This is a genomic window from Phaeacidiphilus oryzae TH49, from assembly GCF_000744815.1.
GTDB lineage: Bacteria > Actinomycetota > Actinomycetes > Streptomycetales > Streptomycetaceae > Phaeacidiphilus > Phaeacidiphilus oryzae.
In genome coordinates this window covers 393,207-417,611 of sequence record NZ_JQMQ01000005.1, presented here as the reverse complement: position 1 = coordinate 417,611, position 24,405 = coordinate 393,207, and the positions used below count along the sequence as shown (strand labels likewise).

23 protein-coding genes and 1 pseudogene are annotated in these 24,405 nt (G+C 74.4%); 12 read left to right on the top strand and 12 right to left on the bottom strand.

All coding sequences use genetic code 11. The features are described 5' to 3' along the window. Positions 1-9: 9 nt before the first annotated feature. Positions 10-1,725, bottom strand: a complete 1,716-nt coding sequence (locus tag BS73_RS06165; protein WP_037570305.1) for an ABC transporter substrate-binding protein — start codon at positions 1,723-1,725, stop codon at positions 10-12. A 103-nt stretch (positions 1,726-1,828) separates the two neighbouring features. Then, the gene (locus tag BS73_RS40900) at positions 1,829-1,921 is read right to left on the bottom strand and encodes an Ms4533A family Cys-rich leader peptide (protein ID WP_407674968.1); all 93 of its coding nucleotides are present in this window, start codon (positions 1,919-1,921) and stop codon (positions 1,829-1,831) included. Between the two features lie 153 nt (positions 1,922-2,074). Here BS73_RS40900 and BS73_RS06160 point away from each other — a divergent pair, with 153 nt between their 5' ends. Genes BS73_RS06160 through BS73_RS06150 form a run of 3 tightly spaced genes read left to right on the top strand, consistent with a single transcriptional unit; the run spans position 2,075 to position 6,907 of the window. Beyond that, positions 2,075-4,060 carry an aconitate hydratase gene (locus tag BS73_RS06160; RefSeq protein WP_037570303.1) on the top strand — a complete coding sequence of 662 codons (1,986 nt, stop codon included), beginning with the start codon at positions 2,075-2,077 and terminating at the stop codon, positions 4,058-4,060. 4 nt (positions 4,061-4,064) lie between these two features. Then, entirely contained in the window at positions 4,065-5,450 is a 1,386-nt protein-coding gene (locus tag BS73_RS06155) for an MFS transporter (protein ID WP_084703840.1), read from the top strand. A gap of 38 nt (positions 5,451-5,488) precedes the next feature. After that, complete coding sequence (locus BS73_RS06150) at positions 5,489-6,907, top strand: threonine/serine exporter family protein (protein WP_084703839.1); 1,419 nt, start codon at positions 5,489-5,491, stop codon at positions 6,905-6,907. 9 nt (positions 6,908-6,916) lie between these two features. Here the strand turns inward: BS73_RS06150 and BS73_RS06145 are convergent, their stop codons facing one another. Next, positions 6,917-7,213, bottom strand: coding sequence for a hypothetical protein (locus BS73_RS06145; RefSeq protein ID WP_152617531.1), 297 nt, complete (start codon positions 7,211-7,213; stop codon positions 6,917-6,919). 195 nt (positions 7,214-7,408) lie between these two features. Continuing rightward, on the bottom strand, positions 7,409-8,395 hold the full coding sequence (locus BS73_RS06140) for an NAD(P)-dependent oxidoreductase (protein WP_235215322.1): 987 nt from the start codon (positions 8,393-8,395) through the stop codon (positions 7,409-7,411). Between the two features lie 201 nt (positions 8,396-8,596). Here BS73_RS06140 and BS73_RS06135 point away from each other — a divergent pair, with 201 nt between their 5' ends. After that, positions 8,597-9,880, top strand: a complete 1,284-nt coding sequence (locus BS73_RS06135) for an MFS transporter (protein ID WP_084703838.1) — start codon at positions 8,597-8,599, stop codon at positions 9,878-9,880. A 34-nt stretch (positions 9,881-9,914) separates the two neighbouring features. Next, complete coding sequence (locus BS73_RS06130; RefSeq protein WP_200886649.1) at positions 9,915-10,589, top strand: transcriptional regulator; 675 nt, start codon at positions 9,915-9,917, stop codon at positions 10,587-10,589. Between the two features lie 4 nt (positions 10,590-10,593). Here BS73_RS06130 and BS73_RS06125 read toward each other — a convergent pair whose 3' ends face one another. Both BS73_RS06125 and BS73_RS06120 read right to left on the bottom strand, forming a co-directional pair. Beyond that, the gene (locus BS73_RS06125) at positions 10,594-11,397 is read right to left on the bottom strand and encodes a DUF4389 domain-containing protein (protein WP_051939552.1); all 804 of its coding nucleotides are present in this window, start codon (positions 11,395-11,397) and stop codon (positions 10,594-10,596) included. Between the two features lie 206 nt (positions 11,398-11,603). Next, entirely contained in the window at positions 11,604-12,161 is a 558-nt protein-coding gene (locus BS73_RS06120) for an NAD(P)H-dependent oxidoreductase (RefSeq protein WP_037570298.1), read from the bottom strand. A 127-nt stretch (positions 12,162-12,288) separates the two neighbouring features. Here BS73_RS06120 and BS73_RS06115 point away from each other — a divergent pair, with 127 nt between their 5' ends. Then, positions 12,289-12,972 carry a TetR/AcrR family transcriptional regulator gene (locus BS73_RS06115; protein ID WP_037570296.1) on the top strand — a complete coding sequence of 228 codons (684 nt, stop codon included), beginning with the start codon at positions 12,289-12,291 and terminating at the stop codon, positions 12,970-12,972. A 42-nt stretch (positions 12,973-13,014) separates the two neighbouring features. Here BS73_RS06115 and BS73_RS06110 read toward each other — a convergent pair whose 3' ends face one another. Together BS73_RS06110 and BS73_RS06105 are read right to left on the bottom strand one after the other, a co-directional pair. Beyond that, positions 13,015-14,019, bottom strand: coding sequence for a terpene synthase family protein (locus BS73_RS06110; RefSeq protein WP_152617530.1), 1,005 nt, complete (start codon positions 14,017-14,019; stop codon positions 13,015-13,017). Between the two features lie 13 nt (positions 14,020-14,032). Then, complete coding sequence (locus BS73_RS06105; protein WP_037570291.1) at positions 14,033-15,496, bottom strand: cytochrome P450; 1,464 nt, start codon at positions 15,494-15,496, stop codon at positions 14,033-14,035. A 238-nt stretch (positions 15,497-15,734) separates the two neighbouring features. Here BS73_RS06105 and BS73_RS06100 point away from each other — a divergent pair, with 238 nt between their 5' ends. Further along, on the top strand, positions 15,735-16,616 hold the full coding sequence (locus BS73_RS06100; RefSeq protein WP_051939550.1) for a LysR family transcriptional regulator: 882 nt from the start codon (positions 15,735-15,737) through the stop codon (positions 16,614-16,616). A 22-nt stretch (positions 16,617-16,638) separates the two neighbouring features. On the opposite strand, the gene BS73_RS06095 is transcribed toward BS73_RS06100, so the two are convergent. Then, complete coding sequence (locus BS73_RS06095) at positions 16,639-17,226, bottom strand: helix-turn-helix domain-containing protein (protein ID WP_037570289.1); 588 nt, start codon at positions 17,224-17,226, stop codon at positions 16,639-16,641. Positions 17,227-17,451: 225 nt separating this feature from the next. Here BS73_RS06095 and BS73_RS06090 point away from each other — a divergent pair, with 225 nt between their 5' ends. Then, positions 17,452-18,159, top strand: coding sequence for a B3/B4 domain-containing protein (locus BS73_RS06090; protein WP_037578403.1), 708 nt, complete (start codon positions 17,452-17,454; stop codon positions 18,157-18,159). Positions 18,160-18,195: 36 nt separating this feature from the next. On the opposite strand, the gene BS73_RS06085 is transcribed toward BS73_RS06090, so the two are convergent. Beyond that, a complete protein-coding gene (locus BS73_RS06085) occupies positions 18,196-19,869 on the bottom strand; it encodes a multicopper oxidase family protein (RefSeq protein WP_037570287.1) in 1,674 nt (557 codons plus the stop codon). 129 nt (positions 19,870-19,998) lie between these two features. Then, complete coding sequence (locus BS73_RS06080) at positions 19,999-20,487, bottom strand: hypothetical protein (RefSeq protein WP_152617529.1); 489 nt, start codon at positions 20,485-20,487, stop codon at positions 19,999-20,001. A 221-nt stretch (positions 20,488-20,708) separates the two neighbouring features. On the opposite strand from BS73_RS06080, the gene BS73_RS06075 reads away from it, so the two are divergent. The 4 genes and pseudogenes from BS73_RS06075 to BS73_RS06060 form a co-directional block, all read left to right on the top strand. Beyond that, on the top strand, positions 20,709-21,005 hold the full coding sequence (locus BS73_RS06075) for an SHOCT domain-containing protein (RefSeq protein WP_037570274.1): 297 nt from the start codon (positions 20,709-20,711) through the stop codon (positions 21,003-21,005). Position 21,006: 1 nt separating this feature from the next. Next, positions 21,007-22,011: a zinc metalloprotease HtpX gene (gene htpX, locus BS73_RS06070; RefSeq protein WP_084703837.1), complete on the top strand. Its 1,005-nt coding sequence runs from the start codon at positions 21,007-21,009 to the stop codon at positions 22,009-22,011. A 118-nt stretch (positions 22,012-22,129) separates the two neighbouring features. After that, entirely contained in the window at positions 22,130-22,492 is a 363-nt protein-coding gene (locus tag BS73_RS06065) for a hypothetical protein (RefSeq protein WP_037570272.1), read from the top strand. A gap of 157 nt (positions 22,493-22,649) precedes the next feature. Further along, positions 22,650-23,294, top strand: a pseudogene (locus BS73_RS06060) (dienelactone hydrolase family protein); the annotation flags it as partial. Here the strand turns inward: BS73_RS06060 and BS73_RS06055 are convergent. Then, complete coding sequence (locus tag BS73_RS06055; RefSeq protein WP_037570269.1) at positions 23,279-24,340, bottom strand: helix-turn-helix transcriptional regulator; 1,062 nt, start codon at positions 24,338-24,340, stop codon at positions 23,279-23,281. The pseudogene BS73_RS06060 and the gene BS73_RS06055 overlap by 16 nt on opposite strands. Positions 24,341-24,405 lie beyond the last annotated feature (65 nt).

Here is a 24,405-nt window from a genome sequence, read left to right as displayed (position 1 = left end):
CCGGCCCGCTTACTTCACGGCGACGTCGGCGACGTCGACCCGGCCGTCCCAGTCGCTGATCACGACGTTGCGGATGTTCTTGCCGTACAGCCGCTCGTAGACCGGGTGGAAGAGCGGCACGGTCAGCGCCTGCTGCCCGAGCTGCTTGTCCAGCGCGCCCCACTGCTCGGCGGCCTTGGCGTGGTCGGTGATGGCGTCGATCCGGTCGATCGCCGCGTTCACCGAGGAGTCGTTCAACTGCGCCGAGTTGAAGTTGGCGCCGTTGGCGACGATCTGCCGGCCGTCGAAGATCGGGGCCAGGAACGGCCCGCCGGACGGCCAGTCGGCGCCCCACCCGGCCAGGAAGAATCCCGGCTCGGTCTTCACCGAGTCGACGGTGCTGGAGTAGTCGCTGTCCTGGATCGGGGCGAGCTTGACGGTGATCCCGGCGGCCTTGAGGCCGTCCTGTACCGCGCTGGCCACCGCCGGGCCCTCGTTGCTGGAGTCCGAGGTGGAGTGGGTCAGGGTGACGGTCAGCCCGTGCGGGTAACCGGCCTGCGCCAGCAGCTGCCTGGCCTTGGCCGCGTTGCCGGTGGCCCCGGCCGGGAAGGCGTCGTACGGCGTGTAGCCGAAGGCCTTCTGGTTCGGCAGGAAGGTGGTGGCCGGGGTGGCCAGGGCCGAGCCGCCGGCCGCGTTCACCACCGAGGTGCGGTTGATCGCGTAGGAGATCGCCTCCCGCACCCGGATGTCGTTGAACGGCTTCACCTTCGGGTTGAAGGCGAGGTAGTCCGTGTAGCCGAAGTGGCCGGTGGCGACCCGGGAGGCGAGGTCCTTGTCGTTGCGGACCCGGGCCAGCTCGGACGGGCCGAGGTTGGTGTCGATGGTGACCGCGTCGGCGTCCGCGCCGGCGCTGGTCGACAGCCGCTGGTTGATCACTGACGCGTCCAGCCCGCCGGTGTAGTCGATCCGGTCCGGGTAGGCCTTGCGCTGGCTGTCGGTGCCGGCCGACCAGTACGGGTTGCGCTTGAAGTCGATCTGCACGCCGTCGTTCTGGTTCTCCACCACCTCGTAGGGGCCGGAGGAGACCGGGTGCTTGTAGTAGTCCGCCCCGGTGTCCTTGGCCTTCGGCACCGGCGCGAACTGCGACATGGTGGCGAGGTAGGGGAAGTCGCCCTCGGGCTTGGTCAGGTGGAAGACGATGGTCGTGGCGTTCGGCGTGGCGATCGAGGCCAGCCCGTCCTTCGACTTGTCCTTGTACGGGCCCTGGTAGGAGGCGCCGCCGACCAGCCAGTCGCGGAAGTACGGCGGCCCGCCGGAGAGCTCGGGGGCGAACGAGCGCTCGATCCCGTACTTGATGTCGGCGCTGGTGATCGCCGTCCCGTCCTCGAACTTCAGCCCCGGCTTGAGGTGGTAGGTCCACACCGTGGCGTTGGCGGAGGGCTCGCCGGTGTCGGTGGCCAGGTCCGGCACGACCTTGGTGCCGGCCTCGCCACTGACCCGGGCCCGGGTGGTGAGGGTGCGGAAGACCAGCGACGGGACGTCGCCGCCGCCGGTGGTGTAGAGCCGCGCGGGGTCGAAGTCGCTCTGCGTCCCCTGATCGAGGACGGTCAGCGTGCCGCCCTTGTGCGGGGCGGAATCGGCGCTGGAGCCGGAGCCCTTCGGCCCGCAGGCGGCGAGCCCCCCGACGAGGACCGCGGTGACGGCGGCGGCGCTGAGCGGGCGGAGCAGGGCAGATCTGTGGGACATGGCTGTACGGGCCTTTCGCGGCCGTGGAGAGGCACGGGACCGGTGAAGTGTGGTGAGGGGTGAAGAAGAGGGGTGGCGGAGGTCGCGGTGCGGGGCGGGGCCCTCAGCGACAGTGGACGTCGGCCACACAGAGTCCGGTCACGCCGATGAGAGCCAGCCGATGGGCGGCGCGAAGCGGGGCGTGATCACAGGACATGACCAGAAGATTGAATGATTTCTTATCGAAAGTCAAAGTCGGGTTGATGGCAGCCCTGCTTCCGACCCCGCGATCGCCTGTCTGGGCCGCTCCCGTCCGGGTACCCGCGCCGACTGAGGCGTGTACGGAGACGTAGTCAGGGAGGAGGCCGCCATGACCGCCGAGCAGGAGGCGCGCAGCGCGCAGAACGGTTCGCTGGCGTACCGGCTGATCGCGGACCATCTGGTCGAGGGGCGGATGACCGCCGGCGAGGAGATCGCCCTCCGGGTGGACCAGACGCTGACCCAGGACGCCACCGGCACCCTGGTGATGCAGGAGCTGGAGGCGCTGGGCCTGGACCGGGCGCAGACCGAGGTCAGCGTCCAGTACGTGGACCACAACCTGCTCCAGGCCGACGAACGCAACGCGGAGGACCACGCCTTTCTCCGCTCGGCCGCCCACCGCTACGGCCTGTGGTACTCCAAACCCGGCAACGGCGTCTCGCACCCGGTGCACATGCAGCGGTTCGGCGTCCCCGGCCGCTCGCTGGCCGGCAGCGACTCCCACACCTGCGCCGCGGGGGCGCTGGGGATGCTCGCCGTCGGAGTCGGCGGACTCGAGGTCGCGCTCGCCATCGCCGGGCAGCCCCTCCACCTGGTGATGCCGCGGATCCGGGGCATCCGGCTGACCGGCCAGCTCCCGCCCTGGGTCTCGGCGAAGGACGTCATCCTGGAGCTGCTGCGCCGGCACGGCGTCAAGGGCGGGGTCGGCTGGATCCTGGAGTACCACGGCCCCGGACTCGACCACCTCTCGGCGATGGACCGGCACGTCATCGCCAACATGGGGGCCGAACTCGGCGCCACCGCCTCGGTGTTCCCCTCCGACCGGGTGACCCGCGACTTCCTCCGGGCCCAGGGCCGCGGCGAGGACTTCGCGATGCTCACCGCCGGCCCGGACGCGCGGTACGACGAGACCGAGGAGATCGACCTCTCCACCCTGGAGCCGCTGATCGCCCGCCCCTCCTCGCCCGGCGACGTGGTGCCCGTGGGCGAGGTCGAGGGCGAGGAGATCGCCCAGTCGGTGATCGGCTCCTCCGCCAACCCCGGACTGCGGGACTTCGCGGTGGCCGCCGGGATCGTCGCCGGCCGGCAGACCGCCCCCGGCGTCAGCCTCGACGTCAACCCCACCTCCCGCGAGCTCCTCCAGGACCTCGCCCGCTCCGGGGCGGTCCTCGACCTGATCGCCGCCGGCGCGCGGCTGCACCAGGCCGGCTGCCTGGGCTGCATCGGCATGGGGCAGGCGCCGGCCGCCGGCCGCAACTCGCTGCGCACCTTCCCGCGCAACTTCCCCGGCCGCTCCGGCACCGAGGAGGACGCGGTGTGGCTGTGCTCCCCGGAGACCGCCGCGGTCTCCGCGCTGACCGGCCGGATCACCGACCCCCGCCGCTGGGCGGAGGAGAACAAGGCTGAGTACCCCCGGTTCACCGAGCCCGACCGCTACACCGTCAACCTCACCTCCCTCGAGGAGCCCCCGCCGCACCAGCGGGCGGTGGACACCGAGCTGGAGCGCGGTCCGAACATCTCCGCCCTGCCCGAGCTGGAACCGCTGCCGGACCGGCTGGCCCTGCGGGTGCTGCTGAAGGCCGGCGACGACGTCTCCACCGACGAGATCTCCCCGGCCGGCGCCAAGGCCCTGCCGTACCGCTCCAACCTGCCGAAGCTCGCCGAGTTCACCCTCACCCGGATCGACCCCGACTACCCGGAGCGGGCGGCGGCGAGCCGGGAGGACGGCGGGCACGCCATCGTGGCCGGTGAGAACTGGGGCCAGGGCTCCTCCCGCGAGCACGCGGCGATCTGCCCCCGGCTGCTCGGCCTCCACGCCGTGCTGGCCAAGTCCTTCGCCCGGATCCACTGGCAGAACCTGGTCAACTTCGGCGTGCTGCCCCTGGAGTTCGAGGACGTGGCGGACTACGACCGCCTGGACCGCGACGACGAGCTGATCCTCGACGACCTCCACCAGTCGCTGGCCGAGGACGCTCCACCGGTGATCCTCGCCACCGGCGCGGACGGCACCGAGTACCGGCTACGGCACCGGCTCTCCACCCGGCAGCGCGCCGTCGTCCGCGCCGGCGGCATCATCCCGTCCCTGGCCCGGAGCTGACGGGATGTCGGCTCGAACCGCCGGCATGCCGTTCCTGGCCGCCCTGGCCGCGGCCGACATCGCCTTCGCCTACCAGCAGACCGCGGTGGTGCCGGTCATCCCGGACATCGAGCGGGCGCTCGGCATCGGCCAGAGCTGGGGGGCCTGGCTGCTCAGCGGATACCTGCTGGTGGCGACGGTGGCCGCGCCGGTGGTCGGACGGCTCGCCGACCGGTACGGCAGGCGGCCGATGCTGGTCCTCGGCATGGGCGTCTTCCTGGCGGGCTCGGTGGGCGCGGCGCTGGCCCCCGACGCCGTCGTGATCATCGCCTTCCGGGCGTTGCAGGGCGTCGGCGGGGCGGTCTACCCGCTCTCCCTCTCGGTGGTGCGCGAGGAGCTGCCCGCCGATCGGGTCTCCTTCGCCACCGGCCTGCTGACCGGCGGCTTCGGGATCGGCACGGCCCTCGGCTTCGCCGCCGCCGGACCGCTCACCGCGGCGGTCTCCTGGCGGCTGGTCTTCGCCGTGGGGGCGGCCGTGGTGGCGCTGGCCATCCCGGCCCTGCTGCGCTGGGTGCCCCGTCGCCCGGGCCCCTCCACCGGGGGAGTCGACGCGCCCGGCGGGGCCCTCCTCGGCGGCTCGCTGGCGCTGCTGCTGGTCGCCCTGACCGTGGCCCCGAAGCAGCACGGCCTCGGCTGGGCGCTGCCCGCCGTCCTGCTGATCGCCGCCGGGGCCACAGGCGGGCTGTGGCTGCGCCACGAGAACCGCGCCGCCTCGCCGCTGGTGGACGCCGGCACCCTGCGCTCACCGACCGAGCTGTGGACCAACGGCGCCACCCTGGCCGTCGGCTACGCCCTGTTCGGCGTGTACTACCTGCTGCCACGGCTGGTGGCGGATCCGAAGCACGGTTTCGGCGCGGGCACCGCGGTGATCGGCCTCTACCTCCTCCCGATCGCCGTCGGCCAACTGCTCGCCGCCCCCGCGCTGCGCCGGATGCAGGGCGCCGCCACCCCGCGCCGGCCGTACGCGATCGGGCTGGCGCTGATGGCGCTCGGCGCCGGCGGGATGGCCTTCGGCAGCGGCGCCACCGCGGTCGGCTTCGGCGCCGCGGGCTTCGTCCTCGGCTGCGGGGCCGGGCTGGCCATCGGCGCGAGCGGGGCCCTGGCCACCCTCGGCGCCGACGAGGAGCATGCCGCCGTCGCCACCGCCCTGAACAGCACCGTCCGCCGGGTCGGCGGCGGCCTCGGCAGCCAGGTCAGCGCCGCCGTCCTGCTCGTCGCCGGCACCGCGGCCCCCGGCTGGGCCCTCTGCTTCGGCCTGGCCGCCGTGCTGTGCCTGGCGGGCGCGGGGGTCGCGGCCCGCACCCCGGTGGTGCGGCCGGATCCCGACGGTTCGGCCCGGAATCCGGAATAGCGCCGTGGCGTCCGGGGAACGCGCTCGCCGTGGTTGCGATGGAGACGGGTAGCACGGAAGCACGAGCGAGCGAGGCCCATGTCCGCCGCGTACTGGACGTGGCGCTGCGGCTGGGGGAGGCGCTGCTGGCCAGGCAGGCCGGCAGCGCCGACACGGCCGACTCGGTGCTGGCCGCGGCGCGGGCGTACGGGGTGCCGGAGCCGCAGGTGTGCGTCACCGGGGACACCATCACCCTCTCGGTGCCGCGCGGGGTCCCCGGGGCGCCGGTCACCGCGATGTGGCTGGTCCCCTCCCGCTCCCCGGACTACAGCCGGCTCTACGAGGCGACCGAGCTCGCCCAGCGGATCGCCGCCGAGCGGCCGCCGCTGGACCAGGTCGAGCCGGAACTGGTGGAGCTGGCCAAGGGCGGCCACCGGTACGCGCGCTGGGTCTCCACAGCGGCGCTGGCGGTGATGGCGGCGAGCATGTCCCTGCTGCTCGGCGCCGGGGCACTGGTGGTGCTGGTGGCGGGGGTGACCACCGCGCTGATCGACCGGGTCGGCCGGGCGCTCAACGCCCGCCGGGTGCCGCTCTTCTTCCAGCAGGTGATCGGGGCCGCGCTGGCCACGGGGGTGACGGTGGCGCTGGACGCCGCCGGCCGGCTGCCCTCGGGGACCGGCCCCTCGCTGGTCGTCGCGGCCAACATCGCGGTGCTGCTGTCCGGACTGGCCACGGTGGGCACCGTGCAGGACGCGATCACCGGCTATCTCCTCACCGCCACCTCGCGCGGGGTGGAGATCCTCCTCTCCTCGATCGGGGTGCTGATCGGGGTCAGCATCGCGGTCCGCTGCGGCGTCTTCGCCGGGGTCGACGTGCGGGTGACCCCCGAGCTCCCGGTCGCGCTGGTCAGCGTGCCCACCCGGATGCTGGCCGGAGCGGTCGGCGCGGGGGCGGCGGCGATCGCCAACTACGCCCCGTTCCGGGCCGCCGCGGCGGCGGGCGCCGCCGGGGCCGCGGGCTCCCTGCTCTATCTGCTGGCCACGGTCGTGGGCGCGAACACGGTGGCCGCCTCCTTCGCCGCCGCCCTGGGCATCGGTCTTGCCGGGGCGCTGTGCGCGCGGCGGCTGCGGGTGCCCCCGCTGGTGATCGTGATGGCCGGGATCTTCCCGCTGGTGCCGGGACTCTCGCTGTACCGGGGCTTCGTCGACCTGAGCACCGGCCAGTACCTGCCGGGGATGTCGGCCCTGGTCACCGCGTCCGGGATCGCCATAGCCCTCGGTTGCGGGGTGGTGCTGGGTCCGCAGCTCGCTCCGGCGCTGCGCCGGGAGATCGGCCATCTCCGCCCGGTCCGCGGCGTCCGCCGCCGCGGCCACGCCCAGGTCCACCGCCTCCCGGCGCTGGCGGGCGCGGAGACCGTCCCGGCCGGACCGCCCGAAGGCGGCTCGGAGAACGGTCCCCGCGACGGCGGTTCCGGTTGAGCCCCGGCGTCAGGCGGCCGCGGCCACCCGGCGCTTGGCGGTGATCGACCGGACCGCGTTGACGACCAGCACGATCGGCACGATGAAGGCCTTGAAGAAGATGATGTAGTGGCCGCCCTTGAAGACGAAGCCGAGATAGATGCCGTACCCGATGAAGCCGGCACCGACCACGATGCTGAGGATCCGCCAACCCAGCTTCTGCGCCTGCGGCTTCACCGCCACGGTCGCCAGCGTGACGATGCCGCTGAAGACGAGCAGGACCACATACCAGGAGAAGAGCGGCTCATGAGTGAAATCGATGTTCACGGTGACCCCCACAGTGCTGGTCGAGGAGAGCGGGCCGGCGGGTCCGCCGGCCCGGCGAAGCCCGCAGATTAGCGGCGTTCATGCCAGGTCCTTGGGGATTTCCGTGCGCACCCCGTCCTTGTGAGCGAACTGTGACCATCGCGGCGGTGATTGGTGCCCGTTTGCCCGCTGTGCGGGACGGGCCGAGGGGGCCCTCTAGTACCCGCGCGCGGGATCGACGGTGAGCGCCGGCAGGCCGCCGGAGGCCAGCGCCCGGCGGGCGGCGACGAGGTCCCGGATCACGTCCTCGTCGTCGGTGACGCCGGAGGAGTGCGAGGTGACCACGGTGCGGGGAAGGCGCCAGCACAGGGCGTCTGGGCCGGCCGGCTCCTCGGGCACCACGTCCAGCACGGCGGAGCGGACCCGGTCCGACTCCAGCGCCGCCGCCAGCGCGGGCAGGTCGACGGCCGCCCCGCGCCCCAGGTTGAGGAAGGACGGGCGGGCGCCCAGCCGGTCGAAGAAGCCGCGGTCGAAGTAGCCGCGGGTGCCGGCGGTCAGCGGCAGCACGCCGACCACCCAGCGGGCCTCGTCGAGGACGCCCTCCGCGGCCGCCTGATCCAGCGTCAGCAGCCGGTCGAACCCCTCCGCGGAGCGGTCCGGCCGGGCTGTCCGCGCGATCCCGACGGTGCGGACGCCGCAGCGCCGGAGGAGGCCGCCGATCTCCGAGCCGATGCTGCCCGCGCCGAAGACCACCGCCGTCCGCCCGGCCACCAGCTCCCCGGGGCGGCGCAGCCACACCCGGTCCGCCTGCTGCCGCAGATACACCGGGACGTGCTGGGCCTCGGCCAGCACCCAGCCGAGGACGTACTGGGCCATCCGCTCCGCCATCCGCCCGACCGTGCGGGTCAGCAGCACGCCCTCGGGCCACCCGCCGGAGAGCGCGGCGTCCACCCCGGCGCTGGCGCTGTGGAACCAGACCAGCCGCGGATCCCCGCGCAGTTCGGCCGCCGGGCGCCCGCCGACGTAGACCAGCGGGCCGTCCCCGCCGTCCGCCGGGTCCCAGCGGGAGACCGGGACGCCGTCTCCGGCGAGGGCCCCGGCGAGCCCGGCGCACAGCTCCTCCGAGAGCTCCGGGCCGACCACCACCCGGGCGCCCGTCAGCCGCTCCGGCCGCATCCCGTTCAGCGCCGCCAACGCGTCCACCTGCCGTCCTCCTCCGGGACCTGGTCCCGCTCGCTCGTGTCCCTCTTGATCGCGTCCCCGCCGGGTCATTGTGCGCCGCCCGGACCCGCGGGCGCGCAGGGGGGAACCAGGAGTACCAGGCTGGGGTGGCCGGGCGGGTCCGATGATCACTTATCGTGATGACCGAGGAACCGACCAGGGAGAGACGAGGAAGCACCCGGTATGCAGCGCCCGATATCCGAGGACCGGACCGTCGCCCGCGAACCCGGCCCCGAGGCGCCCCAGGCGCGGCCCGCCGCCGGCCCGCTCACCCCGGAGCGGCTCCGGCTGGTGATGCTGGTGCTCGCGGTGGCCTGCGGTCTGACGGTGGCCAACCTCTACTACGGCCAGCCGCTGCTGGCGCCGATCGCCCACGCCTTCGGCGTCTCGCAGGGCAGCGCGACGCTGGTGGTCACCCTCACCCAGCTCGGCTACGCCATCGGCCTGCTGTTCCTGCTGCCGCTCGGCGACCTGCTGGAGAACCGGGCCCTCGCCTCGCGCACCCTGCTGGTCACCGCCGCCGCCCTGTTCGCCGCCGGACTGGCCCCCGGCTTCGGGGTCTTCCTGGCCATGTCGGTGCTGGTCGGCGTCACCTCGGTGGTGGCGCAGATCCTGGTGCCGCTCGCCGCCCACCTGGCGCCCGAGGAGGAGCGCGGGCGGGCGGTGGGCACCGTGATGGGCGGGCTGCTGCTCGGCATCCTCCTCGCCCGCACGGTCTCCAGCCTGGTGGCGGCGGCCTGGGGCTGGCGGACCATCTACCTGGTCTCCGGCGTGCTGATGCTCGCCCTGGGCGCGCTGCTGGTCCGGGTGCTGCCCCGGCGCAAGCCCGAACACCGCAGCAGCTACGCCCAGTTGATGGTCACCATCGGCCACCTGGTGCGGGAGGAGCCGGCGCTGCGCCGGCGGGCCTTCTGCCAGGCGATGATGTTCGGCGCCTTCTCCTGCTTCTGGACCGCGATCTCCTTCGAGCTGATCCGGCAGCATCACATGGGCCAGCTCGGAATCGCCGTCTTCGCCCTGGTCGGCGCGGGCGGGGCAGCCGCGGCACCGGTCGCGGGACGGCTCGGCGACCGCGGGCTGGGGCGCGCGGGCAGCGGGATCGCGCTGGCGCTCGCCGTCCTCGCGCTGCTGCTGGCCCGGGTGGGCTCGGGCAGCGTGGTGCTGCTGGCCGTCGCCGGCGTGCTGCTGGACCTCGCCGTGCAGAGCCACCAGGTCTTCAGCCAGCGGGAGATCTACGGGCTCCGCCCGGACGCCCGGGCCCGGGTGAACACCGTCTTCATGACCACCATCTTCGTCGGCGGCGCGATCGCCTCGGCCGCGGCCGGAGCGGTGGACGAGTCCTACGGCTGGGGCGGGGTCAGCCTTCTCGCGGCGGCGCTGCCCCTGGCCGGCCTCGTCGTCTGGACGTACTCGACGGTGCGTCACCTCCGCGGCCGGCGGATCCCGTCCTACGCTGAAGGGGAGTGACCCGAGCAGGACGACCGCCGGCCCAGGGAGCATCATGTCCGCGGAAACCGCGCAGCACGTCTGCGAGCACCCCGACGATCCCGCCGAGCTGGTGGAGATCCTCCGCTCCCGGCTCACCCCGGCCGAGGACGCCAACCCGCTGCTGCCCCTGGTGGAGACGGGCCGCGCGCCGGTCTCGGTGATCGGCGAACTGGCCGCCCAGCAGCGCCGGGTGATCGCCTCCGACCGGCGGAGCTTCCTCTTCCTGGCCGGCCGGGCCGCCGACACCCCGGCCGGGCACTGGTTCGCCGAACTGGCCGCGGGGGAGGCCCGGGCCCTGGAGCTCCTCCCGGCGCTCGGCGCCGCCTGCGGCCTGCCGGACGACATCGCGCTGTTCAGCCGCTCCCCGCTGGCCGGCTGCCAGGCCTATCCGGCGTACCAGGCCTGGCTGGCCCTCAACGGCCATCCGGCCTCCACCGCGCTCGCCCTGACCGCCAACTTCTCGGCCTGGGGCGGCTACTGCGCCCGGCTGTCGCGCGCTCTGCGCGAGCAGTACGGCTTCTCCGCCGAGGCCTGCGGCTTCTTCGACCTCTTCGCCGAGCCCGCCCCCGAGGAGCCGGCGTTCGCCGCCATCGACGGCGCCGACTGCGGGCTGGCCCTGGAGTACGGCGGCCTCCTCCAGTCCTATGAGCGCCTCTTCTGGGAGACCCTCGCCCAGGTCCGGCGCTGACCGTTCAGCCGGCGGGGGTGAGCCGCGCGGCGGCGTTCGTGCCCCCGTCGGTGTCCGAGGTGCTCGCGCCCCCGCCGCTGCCCGCCCCGCTGAGGAGGCCGAGCACCAGGAAGACGATGACCAGCACCCGGCCGCCGGTGCCCATCAGCAGCGGCCGGGTGGCCGACTGCGGCCGCCCCCAGGCGGCGCCCACCGGCACCGGGTCGCCGAAGAGCCGCTTGGGATAGGCCGAGGTGATCATCATGAGGTACGCGCCGAGCCGCATCCGGTAGCGCAGGATCGCCGCGGTGGCCTGGAAGAGCGGCTTCGGCATCCGGCCCAGGACCAGGACGACCAGCCAGATCAGGAACGAGACCGCCCACCAGCCGCCGGTCGCCAGCGACTCCACGATCACCGCCGGGATCATCAGCAGGATCCGGAAGAACACCGCGAGCCGGTTCAGCGGCACCGGCCGCACCTCGATCCGTACCGGGTAGTCCGCCCGGTCCTCCAGGGCGAACGGCGGATAGCGGTCGACCAGCAGCATCAGCGAGGCGGTCACCCGGGTGTCGTAGCGCAGCACCCCGGTGAGGAATCCGGCCAGGCCCGCCGGCAGCCGGCCCAGCACCAGCCCGGCGAACCAGGCCGCGACGGTCGCGAAGAAGCCCGCGATGCCCAGGAAGAAGAGCACGATCAGCTGCGGGACCAGCAGCAGTACGCGGAGCAGCACGGTCAGCCGGTTCTGCCGGGCCGCGTCGGGGATGTCGAGCTCCGGCAGCGGCTCCACCGCCGAGGTGCCGGGGTGCGGGGCGGCAGCGGCTGTGGACATGACGGTTCCTCTTCTCGGGCGCCGACTCCTTCTGACTCCCCGTCAGTCTTCGGCCGCCGTGCCGCCGCCGCGTGTCCGGAGGTCCGACCAGGTGACCGCCGCGGCCTCGGGCGCGCCGATCCCGTCCCGTCCGCGCCGGCGTTCGCCGCGGACGCCAGAGGCCCGAGCCGTACGGCCCGGGCCTCTCGCGGCGACGCGTCCGTCCGTCAGGCCGCGGCGGTGGCGTGGCCGTGGAGACGGGAGACGACCTCGGCGATCTGCGAGGCGACCTCGGCGTCGTCCGCCGGGTGGGTCTCGGCGAAGCGGGTGAGCGAGCCGGGGATGGAGAGCTTGACGTCCTCCAGGACCTTGCCGCCCGCGATCCCCGCGGACTTGCGGGTCTCGTCCTGTGCCCACACCCCGCCGAACTGGCCGAAGGCGGTGCCGACGACGGCGACCGGCTTCCCGGTGAGCGCCCCGGCGCCGTACGGGCGGGACAGCCAGTCGATGGCGTTCTTCAGGACGGCCGGGATGGTGCCGTTGTACTCGGGGGAGACGAAGAGGAACGCGTCGGCGTTGCCCGCGGCCTCGCGCAGCCGGGCCGCTGCGGCCGGGACGCTGCCCTCGACGTCGATGTCCTCGTTGTAGAAGGGGATGTCGGCCAGGCCCTCGAAGAGCTCGACCTCGGCGCCCTCGGGGGCGTGCTTGGCAGCGGCCTCGGCCAGCTGGCGGTTGGTGGAACCGGCGCGCAGCGAGCCGACGAGCGCGAGGATACGGACAGACATGGGGTCTCCAGGGTGCTGAAACATGCGGAAACAGCGGGGTAATCATCCGGACCGGGGTCCGGTTAGTTTTGTACCACGCTAAGCGGACCGGGGTCCAGTTTCGCTGGTCATGCTCTAAGCTGGCCCTATGCCCACCCCTCCGTCTCCCCTCGCGCCCACCCCGCCGGAGCCCGACGGCCGACCGCAGCTGCTCGACCTCGGCGCCCCGAACGACCCGGCCCCCGCCACCGGGATGAGCGCGGCCTGCCTGCGCGCGGACGCCGCGCGCAACCGCGCCCGGCTGCTGGAGGCGGCGTCCCGCCTGGTGGCCGAGCACGGCGCGGCCGGGGTCACCATGGAGGCGGTCGCCGCGGCGGCCTCGGTCGGCAAGGGCACCGTCTTCCGCCGCTTCGGCGACCGGACCGGGCTGCTGATGGCGCTGCTGGACCACTCCTCGGCCAAGCTCCAGGCCGACTTCCTCAGCGGGCCGCCGCCGCTCGGCCCCGGGGCGCCGCCGGTGGAGCGACTGCGGGCGTTCGGCCCCGCGGTGCTGCGCAGCACCTACGAGCAGATCGACCTGCAGCTCGCCGCGCAGCCGGAGGCCTCCCGGCGGTTCGCCCACCCCGCCTGGCAGGCGAACGCCATCCACGTGATGGTGCTGCTGCGCCGGATCCTGCCGGAGGCCGACCATGAGCTGCTGGCCCAGGCGCTCCTGGGCTACCTCGACCCGGCCCTGGTGTACCACCTGGTCAAGCAGCGCGGCATGCCGCTGGAGCGCCTGGAGGCCGGCTGGGCGGACCTGGTGGACCGGATCACCTGCGGCTGTCCTTGACCGCGCGGCCCGCCCCGGGCCCGCCGGGCCCCTGACGCCGGGTCAGTCCGCGGCTCCGCGGGCGCTGGAGCGGAAGCGCGGACTGGTGCGGTGGAACTCGAGACTGCCGCTGATCCAGTGCTTGAGACCGCGGATGAGCACCGCCGTGTCCGGGTCCGGGCCGCGGCGGCAGAGCCGGCGCTCGACGGCGAGGAAGCGGCGCAACTCCGTCTCGCGCCGGGCCAGCACCCGCTCCACGGCCTCCTCCACCGGGCACCCGTGGTGGCGCTGGAGGACGGTGACGATGTTGGCCAGCGCGTCGTGGTCGCCCTGCTCCTTCGGATAGGAGTAGAGGTCGTTGTCCCAGCCGATGATGTGGTTGGCGCAGCGCACCAGCTCCGCGACCGGGGGCCGGTCCAGCAGCGCCGGCGGCAGTGGGCGCCCGTTGGCGATGCCGAGCAGGGTGAAGACGCTGGCACAGGCCGAGGAGAACTCCCGCAGCCGGGTGTAGGCGCGGGGGCCGGGGACGGTGCCGGCCGCCTTGTAGGCGCACTCCCACAGCTGACCGCAGAGGTAGTCGCGGACCGACTGCGGCCAGCCGCAGAGCGGCGCCGCGCGGGCGATCCGGGTGGCCAGGTCGGCCAGCGCGGAGCCGAAGGCGCCGCCGGCCGGCTCACCGCCGCCGTCCAGTGCCAGGTTCAACTCGATGGCCAGTGCGGAGAGCCGGGCGGGAGCGCTGCCGACCGCGGACTCGTCGCAGACCCCGTCGTCGAACGCGTAGAGCCACACGTACCAGTCGTTGATCAGGCGCAGGTCGTCGCTCCGGGCGAAGGGGTTGGTCAGCGCGGTCAGCCGGTTGATCTCCGAGCGGCGGATCCAGTCCAGCCGCTCGCCTGCGGCGATCCCGTGCGCCTCCGCCCAGTCGAGCGAACCGTCCTGGACCGCCTCCAGGGCCGGGTTGACCCGTACCGGGAAGGGCATGGAGAGCCGGGCCCCCGCGCTGCAGACCTGCTCGACCGCCGGGGGTCCCGCCGGACCCGGTGCCGTACTCGCTGCCTGCACTGCCATGGGTGACGACCTTTCAGGGGAGGGAGGGAGACCGGTCCCCGGCGGTGACCCGCAGCCGCAGACCCCGTGGGCTCAGGGTGAGGCCGGTGGCGGGTCGCACCGGGCGACCGGGAAGAGGTTCCAGTTGCCAGCGGGCGGCGATGGCGGAGAGTGCCAGCACCGCCTCGGCGGTGCCGAAGCGGTCGCCGATGCACTTGCGCGCACCGCCGCCGAAGGGGATGAAGGCGTGCCGCGGCGGCTGCGGACGGGCACCGTCCCAGCGGTCCGGGTCGAAGAGCTCCGGGTCCGGGTAGGAGTCCGCGCTGTGGTGGACCAGATAGGGGCTGTAGACCACCGTCGTGCCGGCCGCGACCGGATGCCCGGCGAGCCGGGTGTCGGCCGTGGTGGTCCGGGTCAGCATCCAGGCGGGGGGATAGAGGCGGAGGGTCTCCTGCACCACCCGGGCGGTGACTTCCAGCTTCGCCAGCCGGTCCAGACCGGTCGGCCCACCGCCATGACCAGTGCCGTGACCGGCGTGATCGCCGCCGTGACCGCCGCCGTGGCCAAGGCCGTCGCCGCCGCCGTGGACGGCCTGCGCCTCGGCCCGTACCCGGGCCGCGGTCCGGGGGTTGCGGGAGAGGAGGTGGAGGGCCCAGGCCAGGACGATCGCCCCGGTCTCCGCGCCGGCCAGGAAGTAGGTGACCGCCTGATCACTGATCTCCTCGGCACTGAGCCGGGCCGGGCCGGCACTGCCCTCGGCCCCGGCCGGCCGCTCCCGCCCCTCCTCCCCGGTGTCCTGCGCGCTCAGCAGTGCCGAGAGGAGATCCTGCCGCCTGGGCTGGGCCGGTCCGCGGCGGCGCTCGGCCACCACCTCGTCGACCGTCGCCCGCAGGCGGGCGGTGGCCCGGAGGTAGCGGCGGTTGCCGGGGGTCGGAAGGGAGTTGAGGGCCGGGGGCAGGATCGCCCGCCGGTAGACGCCGGCGATCAGCGTGTTGACGTCCCGCACGCACTGGTCGAGGCGGCCGGCCGGCAGGCCGCCGGAGAACATGGTCTCCATCAGGATGCCGATGGTGAGACCCATCATCTCCTGCCGCACGTCCAGGACCTGTCCCTCGTGCCAGCCGTCGCGCAGGGCGGTGGCGCAGGCGGTCATGGTCTCCGCGTAGCCGGGGAGCCGGGCGGGGTGGAAGGCGGGCTGGGAGAGCCGCCGCTGGCGGCGGTGCCGGGCGTGCGGGCAGGTGGCCAGGCCGTCGCCGACGATCTCGCGCAGGCGCTCGAAGAGCGTCCCGCCCTTGTCGAAGGTGCGGTCATCGAGGAGCACCTGCCGGGTCAGCTCGGGATCGCTGACCACCACCGCGCTCAGCGGGCCGATCTCGATCCGCGCGGGCGAGGGGAGCGCGGAGAGGAAGGCCAGCGGGTGGTGGAGGAGAGCCGGTACGTGGCCGACCACCGGCAACCTGCCTGGCGCGCTGGGTATCCCGTCCGGGGCTGGTCTCATCGGTGGGCTCCTGACCGAACTGGGCGGGTGCGAAGCCATTCACCCAACTCCTCGCCGGAGCGCTCAACAAGGCCGTGGCAGGGGCGCATCGGGAGGCGCCAGGTGGTTTGCGATCTCCCTGCGCGCCCCGCGCCGCCCGGGGGTGCCGTACGCCGCGTGGCGGACCGCCACCCGGCCATGATCCTGCCGCCGCCCCTCCCCGTCCAAGCCCCCTGGCTTCCGGCGATAACCTCGGTTCATGGTCGACCTGGACACCCGCGAGCTGGAGTACTTCGTCGCCGTCGCCGAGGAGCTGCACTTCGGCCGGGCGGCGACCCGGCTCGCCATCGCCCAGCCGGCGCTCTCCAAGGCCATCCGCCGGGTGGAGTCCAGGCTCGGCGTGCAGCTCCTGCTGCGGACCAGCCGGCAGGTGTCGCTGACGCCGGCCGGAGAGGCCCTGCTGCACCACGGGCGGCACGCCCTCAACGCCGTCGCGGCGGCCGCGCAGGCCGCCCGGCGTGCCGGCGAGGCGGAGTCGGAGCCGCAGCTGCGGCTGGTGATCAAGCCCGGCGGGGACGGCAACCTCCTCTCCGCCATCCTCGCCGAGTACGGCCGAACGCCCGACGCCCGCCGGGTCGACGTCATCTTCGGCGGCGCCACCGACCGGGCCGACCGGGTCCGCGACGGCCGGGCGGACCTCGCCCTCCTCTACGCGCCCTTCGACGACCTCACCGGCCTCGACCACGAGACCCTCCACGTCGAGCGGCGGGTCGCGGTCCTCCCGCCCGACCACCCGCTGGCCGCCCGCGGCGAGCTCCACCTCGCCGACCTCGCCGGCGAGACCCTCCCGCGCTGGAAGGGCGTCCCGGGCACCGACGACTCCGGCCGGGGCCCGGTGGTGGCGGACGTCCCCCAGCTCCTCCAACTCGTCATCCTCCGCCGCCTGGTGGCCGTCCTCCCGGACTCCCTTCTGCAGCCCCGCCACCCCGACCTCGCCTACCGCCCGGTCATCGACGCCCCGCCCAGCCGCCTGGTCCTGGCCTGGTCCCAGAACGACCGCCGCCCCCTCCTCGCCGCCTTCGTCGACGCGGCGGTCGCGGCGGCGGCCGCGAGCGTCGGCGCGGACGTCCCCGTCGGCTGAACCGGCGGCTCCGGGGCCGTGGTCAGGCGGTGCCGCCGATCGGGCCCGGGGGGAGGTGGACGGTCATGATCAGGTGGCAGGGAGTGGGACCGGTGCCGCGGTAGGTGTGCGGGAGGTCGGCGTCGAAGGTGGCGGTCTGGCCTGCCTCGACGGGATGCTCGGTGCCGTCCACGGTCAGGGTCATCCGGCCGGCGGTGACGCTGACCGTCTCCACCACGCCCGCCTGGTGGGGATGGCTGGGGTACTCCTCGGCCGGCTGCAGGGTCCAGCGCCAGACCTCGACGGGCGCGGGACCGGAGGTGGTCAGCATCAGGCGGGCCTGACTGCCCCGCTCGCCGGTCCAGAGCGGGTGGACGGAGGCCTCGTCGACGATCCGGACCCGGCCCTCGGCCGCGCCCTGCATCAGCGCCGAGACGGAGATGCCGAGGGTGTCGGCGAGCCGGACCAGGGTGGCCAGGTTGGGGTTGCCCTGCGCCTTCTCCAGCCCCACCAGCGCGCCCTTGCTCACCACGGCCCGCCTGCTCAGCTCCTCCAAAGAGAGCCCGGCGCGCAGGCGGGCCGCCCGGACGTTGTGGGCGACCGTACGCAGGGTGGGGTCCGTCTCGGTCACCGGGGTGTCCTCCAGAGGGGGCTGCGGGTCAGGGGGCGATCGTACCAATCAAATGGCCTGTACGGTCGATCGGTTGATCCGTGCGGTTGTTTCGTTGTACGGTGCGGTCGTTCCATTGACTCACCAGTGAAAGTGCCGTGCCGGCTCTCGGCAGCTCGCTCGTGCGGGTGTCGGCCGCCGCGGGTGGGCGCCGAGCTGATCGCCACGAAGGAGCCGGATCCGCCCATGACCGTCTTCCGCCTCGCGCCCGCCGTCGCGGACGCCTTTCCGAAGACCCTGATCGCCCTGGTCACCGCCGCCGCGCTGCGCGGCCGGGAGCCCTGGCCGGCCACCGAGAGCGCGCTCGCCGACCTGGAGCGGCGGCTCGCCGACGGCCGCTGGCAGCCGGCCGACGAGTCCGACCCGCGGATCGAGGCCTGGCACACCGCCTACCGCGCCTTCGGCACCAACCCGCGCCGCATCCGCCCCAGCGTGGACGCCCTCGGCCGCCGGCTGGCGAAGAAGGGCGCCCTGCCGCGGATCAACCGGCCCGTCGACTCCTACAACGCCGTGTCGGTCCGCAGCGGCCTGCCCGCCGGCGCCTTCGACCTGGACCGGGCCGGCGGCGAGGTGGAGATCCGGTACGCCGTGGGCGACGAGGAGTTCACCCCGCTCGGCGAGCCCGGCACGGTCGAGCGGCCCAAGCCGGGCGAGGTCGTCTACGCCGACGCCGAGGGCGTGCTGACCCGCCACTGGAACCACCGCGACGCCCACCGCACCCGGGTCACCGAGGACTCGGTGCACGTGGTCTTCATCCTGGAGACGGTCCGCGCCGACCGCGACGGGCACCTGGTCAAGTCCGCCGCCGAGGAGCTGCGGGAGCTGCTGGCCCCGCACGCCGAGCGGGTCGGCGTCCACTACCTGAGCCCCGCCCAGCCGGAGGCGGATGTCTGAGGCGGGCGGGGCAGGACGGCAGGGCGGCCGGGCGGGTCAGGCGACGTATCCGAGGAGGCCCATCATCCCCGCCTCCCCGTGGTAGACGTTGTGGCAGTGCAGCAGCCAGCGGCCGGGGTTCTCCGCGTCCAGGTCGCAGGCGACCGTCTTACCGGGCAGGACGATGACGGTGTCCTTGCGCGGGCCGTCGGCGCCGAGCTGGAAGGTGTGCCCGTGCAGGTGCATGGGGTGCCACATGGTGGTCCGGTTGACGAACTCCATCCGGACGCGCTGGCCCTGACGGGTCGTGAAGGGGTGGGCGGTGGCGTGGTTCATGTCGAACGGCCTGCCGTTGAGGGTCCACTCGTAGGAGTTCATGCCGCCGGTGAGCTCGATCCGGTGGACGACGTCCGCGCTGCGGGCGGCGAGCCGGTCCGTGCCGGCGGCGCGCAGTCCGGTGGAGCCGAGGATCCGGCCGTCCAGCTCGGCCGGCCGGGCGTCCGCCGGGGGCGTGCTGCCGGAGCCGGTGCGGACGAGGGCGCGAGCGGCGGCGTTCTTCCCCTCGGCGAGGGCGGTGAGCGGGAAGACCCCGTCGCCCAGGGTGACCAGGACGTCGTCGCGCTCGCCGGGGGCGATCAGGAGGGCGTCGACCTCCTGATGGTCGACGGGGTAGCCGTCGGTGTGGGTGAGGGTCAGCCGGTGACCGCCCAGGGCGACCCGGAAGGCGGTGTCGCCGCCGGCGTTGATCATGCGGATCCGCAGGCGCCTCCCGGGCTTCCCCGAGTAGACGTCGGGAGCGGCCGGAACCCGACCGTTGACCAGGTAGTACGGGTACTTCACGTCGCCGGCGTCGCCGCCGAGGAGGGCGCTGGTCGCGCCGGAGAGGACGAAGCCCGAGGCGGAGGAGCCGCCCGAGCCCTTGTCCGTCCCGTCCATCCCGCCCATGCCGTCCATCCCGCTCATGCCGCTCATGGAGCTGCTCGCCGAGGGGGTCGCGGAGGCCGGAGCCATGCCGTTCATCCCGGCCATGCCCTTGCGGAGTTGGGTGTAGACGGAGTCCGGCGTGGCGCCGCGCACCCCGTCCAGCCAGTCGTCGAGGACGACGACCCATTCGTCGTCGTACTTCAGCGGCTCGTGGGGGTCCTCGACGATCAGGGCGCCGTAGAGACCGCGGTCCTGCTGCAGGCCGACGTGGGGGTGGAACCAGTAGGTCCCCGGCACGTCGGTGCTGAACCGGTAGTCGAAGTCCGCGCCCGGCGCCACCTGGTGCTGGGTGATGGGCGGGACGCCGTCCATGTCGTTGCGCAGCGCCACCCCGTGCCAGTGCACCGAGGTCGGTTCGGGGAGGTGGTTGGCGAGCCGGGCGACCAGGGTGTCGCCGCGCGAGATCCGGAGCCGCGGGTACGGGAGCTGCCCGCCGAAGGTCCAGGTGCGCACCATCGGGCCGCCGAGGTCGACCATTCCGGCGGTGGCGGTGAGACGGGCCGTGACGGTGTGGCCGGTGTGGTCGCGCTGCCGGTCGCGCGCGGCGACCTGCGGGCCGTCGGGGCTGACCAGCGCGCCGGTGGGAGCCCCGGAGGAGGAGGCGCCCGGGGAGGCGGAGCCGGTACCGCTCATCCCCTTCATGTTCTTCATGCCGGCCGTGCCGGAGCTGGAGCAGGCGGCGAGGGCTCCGCCGGCCGCGATGCCGAGTCCCGCGCCGAGAAGGGCGCGGCGAGAGGTGCTGTGCATGGGTGATCGCTGCTTTCTGCGCCTGCGGCGGAAGGACGGCAGGGCCGCCGTACACCGTCGCATGGGGGAAGGAGGACGGATGAACGCCGCGAAACGCCCTGATTCGGGCGTGCGGCAGGAACCGTCGGCCTATATCCGCAGAACGGTCGAGCTGCCGGGTCCGCGCGGGGGCCCGGTCGTGGGGGGAAGGAGCAGCGCCCTGCGGCCGACCGCGATCGCGGCGGCGGGCGCGGCCTGCGGGGGCTGCGCGGCCGGCGGCTGGACGATCCCGGCCGCGGTGCACATGGCGCTGCCGTCGGGGCAACCCGGCGCCTGCGCCGCGGCCGCCCCGGCCGCGACGCCCGCCCTCGTCGCGACGTCCGCCGCGGCTCCGTGGGTCATCCGCGCCTCGTGGATCCCGTCGGCCGCACCCTGCCGCTCCGCCATGCGGCCCGCATCGTCGCCCGCCATTTCGCCCGCCTGGACGGCCCCCGCGGCGGACGCCGCTCGTAGGGGGCCGCTCATCGCCGGCCCCATCGCGCCCTGCGAGTCGTGGTGGACGAGGACGGCCAGCGCGGCGCAGAGCGCGAGCAGCACACCGGCCGCCCGTCGGGCGGTCCGCGGTACCCGTGCTGCCATTCCGAACTGCCGATCTGTGTGCTGGCCCGGTGCGGCGGGCCGGCCGCCGCGCGGCCAGGCTACCGGGTACCCCGGCGGGGTAGGGCGTTCGGCCCGCCGCGCGCCCCTCAAGGGCCCAAGCGGGCGCGCACACCAGGGCGGACGCTGGACCTGACGGCGGTGCGGGCCCGGGGACGTCGACTCGTCGCCCCGCGCCGCCGCCCAGGAGGTGAACCGCAGTGATGTTCTGGTACGGGCACGAGAACGGGATCAACGGCTGGGGCTGGGCCGGCATGACCCTCGGGATGCTGCTGTTCTGGGCCGTGGTGATCGGCGCCGGGGTGGTCCTCTTCCGTGCGCTGAGCACCAGCTCGGCCAACGGCGGGCACCGCGGGCGGACGACGGACCCCCGTCCGCCCGAGGTGCGGCCCACCGCCGAGCAGTTGCTCGCCGAGCGCTTCGTCCGGGGCGAGATCGACGAGGACGAGTACCGCCGCCGTCTCGCCACCCTCCGCAACCCGCCGAGGGACCTCGACTGAGATGAGCACCGAACGAAGCCGCGCCGGCCGATCCGGCGCCGGACGATCCGGCGGGGCCGGGCACCGGCGGGCCTCCAGGCAGGCCTCCGGGCGGACCCGGTTCCGCCCGGACCGGCAGCTGACCGTGCGGATGGTGCTCACCATGTTCCTGCTGGGCCTCCTCTACGTCGCGTTCGTGGCGGCCCTGCTGGCGCTGCTCAGGTCATGGGTCCTGGTCGTGGTGATCGCCGCGGGCCTGCTCCTCGTCCAGTACTGGTACTCCGACCGGATCGCGCTGTACGCCATGCGCGCCCACGAGGTGGGCCCGGATCGGGAGCCGCGGCTGCACGGGGCGGTCGACCGGCTGTGCGCCACCGCGAACATGCCCAAGCCGCGGATCGCGATCTCCCCGACCGACATGCCCAACGCCTTCGCCACCGGCCGCAACGCGGACCACGCGGTGCTCTGCGTCACCACCGGCCTGCTGCGCAGGCTGGAGGCCGACGAGCTGGAGGGGGTGCTCGCCCACGAGCTGTCGCACGTCGCCCACCGGGACGTCGCGGTGATCACCATCGCCTCGTTCCTCGGGGTGCTGGCCGGGCTGATGGTCCGCTTCGCCTTCTACTCCCAGCTGTTCGGCGGCCGGAGCCGGAACGACCAGAACACCGCCGCCCTCCTCGGGCTGGTGATGCTGGTGTCGGCAGTGGTGTACGCGATCAGCTTTCTGCTGATCCGCGCGCTCTCCCGGTACCGGGAGCTGGCCGCCGACCGCTCGGCGGCGCTGCTCACCGCCCGGCCCTCCGCGCTGGCCTCCGCGCTGACCAAGGTGATCGGTGAGATCGCCCGCATCCCGACCCGGGACCTGCGCACCGCGCAGCCGTTCAACGCCTTCTTCTTCACGCCCGCCCTGGGACGCGGAGCGAGCATCTTCGGCCTCTTCTCCACCCACCCCAGCCTGGACCGGCGGCTGGACCAACTGGCCCGGATCGCGGTCGAGTTGGGCCGCCCGGCGGGACCGGGCGGCTGATAGGGCCCTTGAGCCCAGCCCGCTCCGCCTCCCGGCCCCTCCCGCCGCTGGGCCGTGAGTCCCGAGCATCGGAGAAGGAGCGGAGCGCCCCGCACGGGGCACGGGCTCGGGAGGGGCGATGGGCTCGGACGGCTATGGCGATGGCGGCAAGCGGCGGTCCCGGGCGAGCGGAGGGCGGGAGGTGGTCGACGGCCGCCGGGCGCGGCGGCGCCGGCCGGGCCGGCTCTGGCTGGAGTGCGCGGACCGGGAGATCCCCGAGGAGGCCGCGATCCTGCTGCCGGACGTGATGCTGCTGGTGGTGGAGGACCTGTGCGCCCGGATCTCCCGCCAGGCCTGGCGGGAGCGCCGGCCGCGGTGCTGGCGGCTGCGGGCGAGGGCGCGGCGGCGGGCCGAGGACCGGCTGCTGGCCGCGCGGGAGGCGCGGGTCCGCGTCCTGTCCGAGGAGTACCTGGACGGTTCCGGATGGAGCCGGGTCGTCTGACCGGCCGCGCTGGGGCCTCGGGGGCCTCCGGGGCCGCGTGCCTTTCCGTCCTCGGCGGGCAGACGCCTGTAAGGGCGCACGGCCTCGGCTTCGGCTCCGGATGAGGGGATGACGGATGGTGTTCCAGGACCGTCGGAGGGGCGCTCCGCCGGACGGCGGCGGCGAACAGGCGAGGACCGCCGGCGGCGGGCGGTTCACCGGCTCGCTGACAGTGCCCGAACATCCCACCGGGCTGGTGGTGTTCGCGCACGGAAACGGCAGCAGCCGGCGCAGCGCGCGCAACCGCGCCGTCGCCGCAGAGCTCAACCACGCCGGGCTCGCCACCTTCCTCTTCGACCTCCTCACCCCCGAGGAGGCGGCCGACCGGGCGGAGGTCTTCGACATCCCGCTGCTGGCCGACCGCCTCGCCGAGGCGACCGGCGAGCTGGCGGAGCGGCCGGAGACGGCGGGACTGCCGATCGGCTGGTTCGGTGCCGGCACCGGGGCCGCCGCCGCGCTGTGGGCGGCGGCCGAGCCGGACGCCCCGGTGCGGGCCGTGGTCAGCCGGGGCGGGCGCCCCGATCTGGCGGAGCCCAGGCTGCCCGCGGTGACCGCGGCGACCCTGCTCATCGTGGGCGGGGACGACGAGCTGGTACTCGATCTCAATCGCGGGGCTCAGGCCTGGCTGCGCTGCGAGAACCGCCTTGAGGTGCTCGCGGGCGCCGGCCGCCTCTTCCGGGAGCCGGGGGCTCTGGCCGCCGTGGCCCACCTCGCCGAGCGGTGGTTCTCCGGCCATCTGCGGCCGGCTCAGGACCGGGCGTAGAGGGCGACCACCTCGGCCGCGGCGGCGGCCAGTTCGGCCCGGGCGGAGGGCGGGTCGAGTACTTCCACGTCCGCCGCCAGGGGCAGCAGCGTCCGCACGGCGGCCGCCGCGGGGAAGGCCAGCTCGACCTGGTACCACCCGTCCTCGCCGCTGCCGCCCACCGCGCCGACGTCTCCGCCGCCCTCCCCGCCGCCCTCCGCGCCGTCGTGGTCGCCGCCCGGCGGGCCGCCCGACCGGAGGTACGTCCCGTGGAGGCGCCGGAAGAGCCCCCAGCTACCCCGCCGGACGCGGCAGCGGACCGGGAAGGGGAGCGGCCGGTGCTCGACCCGGTCCCTCAGCAGCGCCCAGGCCTGCCCCAGGGTGACTCCCGGCCGGCGCCGCACCGGCTCCTCCTCCGCGACCTCCGCCGCACCCACCCGGTCCGCCCGGAAGAGCCGCGGCTCGCCGTGCAGATCGGCCACCAGGTACCAGGTACCGGCCTTGCTGACCAGGCCGTAGGGGTCGACGGTGTAGCGGGCGTCCGCGTCGGCGCCGCTGTGCCGGTAGGTCAGCCGCAGCCTGCGATCGGCGAAGACGGCTCGTTGCAGCACCCCCAGACCGGACGGCCCCCGGGCGCCCGCGCCCGCCGCCGGCCCGCCGACCAGCCAGCGTTCCGGATCGACCAGCACCCGCTCGCTGACCAGCTCGGCGGCCGGCCGGTGCGGCGCCGGCAGTGCGGCCATCAGCTTGCGCAGTGCGGACCCGAAGGCGCTGCCCAGTCCGAGCGCCTCATGGGTGCCGCCGGCCCCGCCTGCGGCCAGCACGAAGAGCGCCCTGGCCTCGTCTCCGGTCAGCCCGGAGACGTCGGTCCGGTAGCCGGGGAGGAGGCGGATGCCGCCGGTCCGCCCGCGCTCGGCCCAGACCGGGACGCCGGCCGCGGAGAGCGCCTCCACGTCTCGGTAGACCGTGCGCACCGAGACCTCCAGGCGCTCGGCGAGCTCAGGCGCCGAGACCTGTTCCCGGGTGCGGAGCAGGAGCAGGATCGAGAGGAGCCGGTCGGCCTTCATGGCGGTCAGCCTAAAACCTGACGGTGGATGTCAGGTATGCCGGGCAGAGTCCGCACCGACGGGAG

Coding starts and splice junctions, on each gene's coding strand:
- BS73_RS06120 (WP_037570298.1), bottom strand. CDS start 12,161: ATGTCTGTCCGTATCCTCGCGCTCGTCGGCTCGCTGCGCGCCGGTTCC.
- BS73_RS40900 (WP_407674968.1), bottom strand. CDS start 1,921: ATGTCCTGTGATCACGCCCCGCTTCGCGCCGCCCATCGGCTGGCTCTC.
- BS73_RS06130 (WP_200886649.1), top strand. CDS start 9,915: ATGTCCGCGGAAACCGCGCAGCACGTCTGCGAGCACCCCGACGATCCC.
- BS73_RS06105 (WP_037570291.1), bottom strand. CDS start 15,496: ATGAGACCAGCCCCGGACGGGATACCCAGCGCGCCAGGCAGGTTGCCG.
- BS73_RS06110 (WP_152617530.1), bottom strand. CDS start 14,019: ATGGCAGTGCAGGCAGCGAGTACGGCACCGGGTCCGGCGGGACCCCCG.
- BS73_RS06090 (WP_037578403.1), top strand. CDS start 17,452: ATGACCGTCTTCCGCCTCGCGCCCGCCGTCGCGGACGCCTTTCCGAAG.
- BS73_RS06165 (WP_037570305.1), bottom strand. CDS start 1,725: ATGTCCCACAGATCTGCCCTGCTCCGCCCGCTCAGCGCCGCCGCCGTC.
- BS73_RS06100 (WP_051939550.1), top strand. CDS start 15,735: ATGGTCGACCTGGACACCCGCGAGCTGGAGTACTTCGTCGCCGTCGCC.
- BS73_RS06150 (WP_084703839.1), top strand. CDS start 5,489: ATGGAGACGGGTAGCACGGAAGCACGAGCGAGCGAGGCCCATGTCCGC.
- BS73_RS06115 (WP_037570296.1), top strand. CDS start 12,289: ATGCCCACCCCTCCGTCTCCCCTCGCGCCCACCCCGCCGGAGCCCGAC.
- BS73_RS06155 (WP_084703840.1), top strand. CDS start 4,065: ATGTCGGCTCGAACCGCCGGCATGCCGTTCCTGGCCGCCCTGGCCGCG.
- BS73_RS06080 (WP_152617529.1), bottom strand. CDS start 20,487: ATGGCAGCACGGGTACCGCGGACCGCCCGACGGGCGGCCGGTGTGCTG.
- htpX (WP_084703837.1), top strand. CDS start 21,007: ATGAGCACCGAACGAAGCCGCGCCGGCCGATCCGGCGCCGGACGATCC.
- BS73_RS06075 (WP_037570274.1), top strand. CDS start 20,709: ATGTTCTGGTACGGGCACGAGAACGGGATCAACGGCTGGGGCTGGGCC.
- BS73_RS06065 (WP_037570272.1), top strand. CDS start 22,130: ATGGGCTCGGACGGCTATGGCGATGGCGGCAAGCGGCGGTCCCGGGCG.
- BS73_RS06085 (WP_037570287.1), bottom strand. CDS start 19,869: ATGCACAGCACCTCTCGCCGCGCCCTTCTCGGCGCGGGACTCGGCATC.
- BS73_RS06125 (WP_051939552.1), bottom strand. CDS start 11,397: ATGTCCACAGCCGCTGCCGCCCCGCACCCCGGCACCTCGGCGGTGGAG.
- BS73_RS06055 (WP_037570269.1), bottom strand. CDS start 24,340: ATGAAGGCCGACCGGCTCCTCTCGATCCTGCTCCTGCTCCGCACCCGG.
- BS73_RS06135 (WP_084703838.1), top strand. CDS start 8,597: ATGCAGCGCCCGATATCCGAGGACCGGACCGTCGCCCGCGAACCCGGC.
- BS73_RS06160 (WP_037570303.1), top strand. CDS start 2,075: ATGACCGCCGAGCAGGAGGCGCGCAGCGCGCAGAACGGTTCGCTGGCG.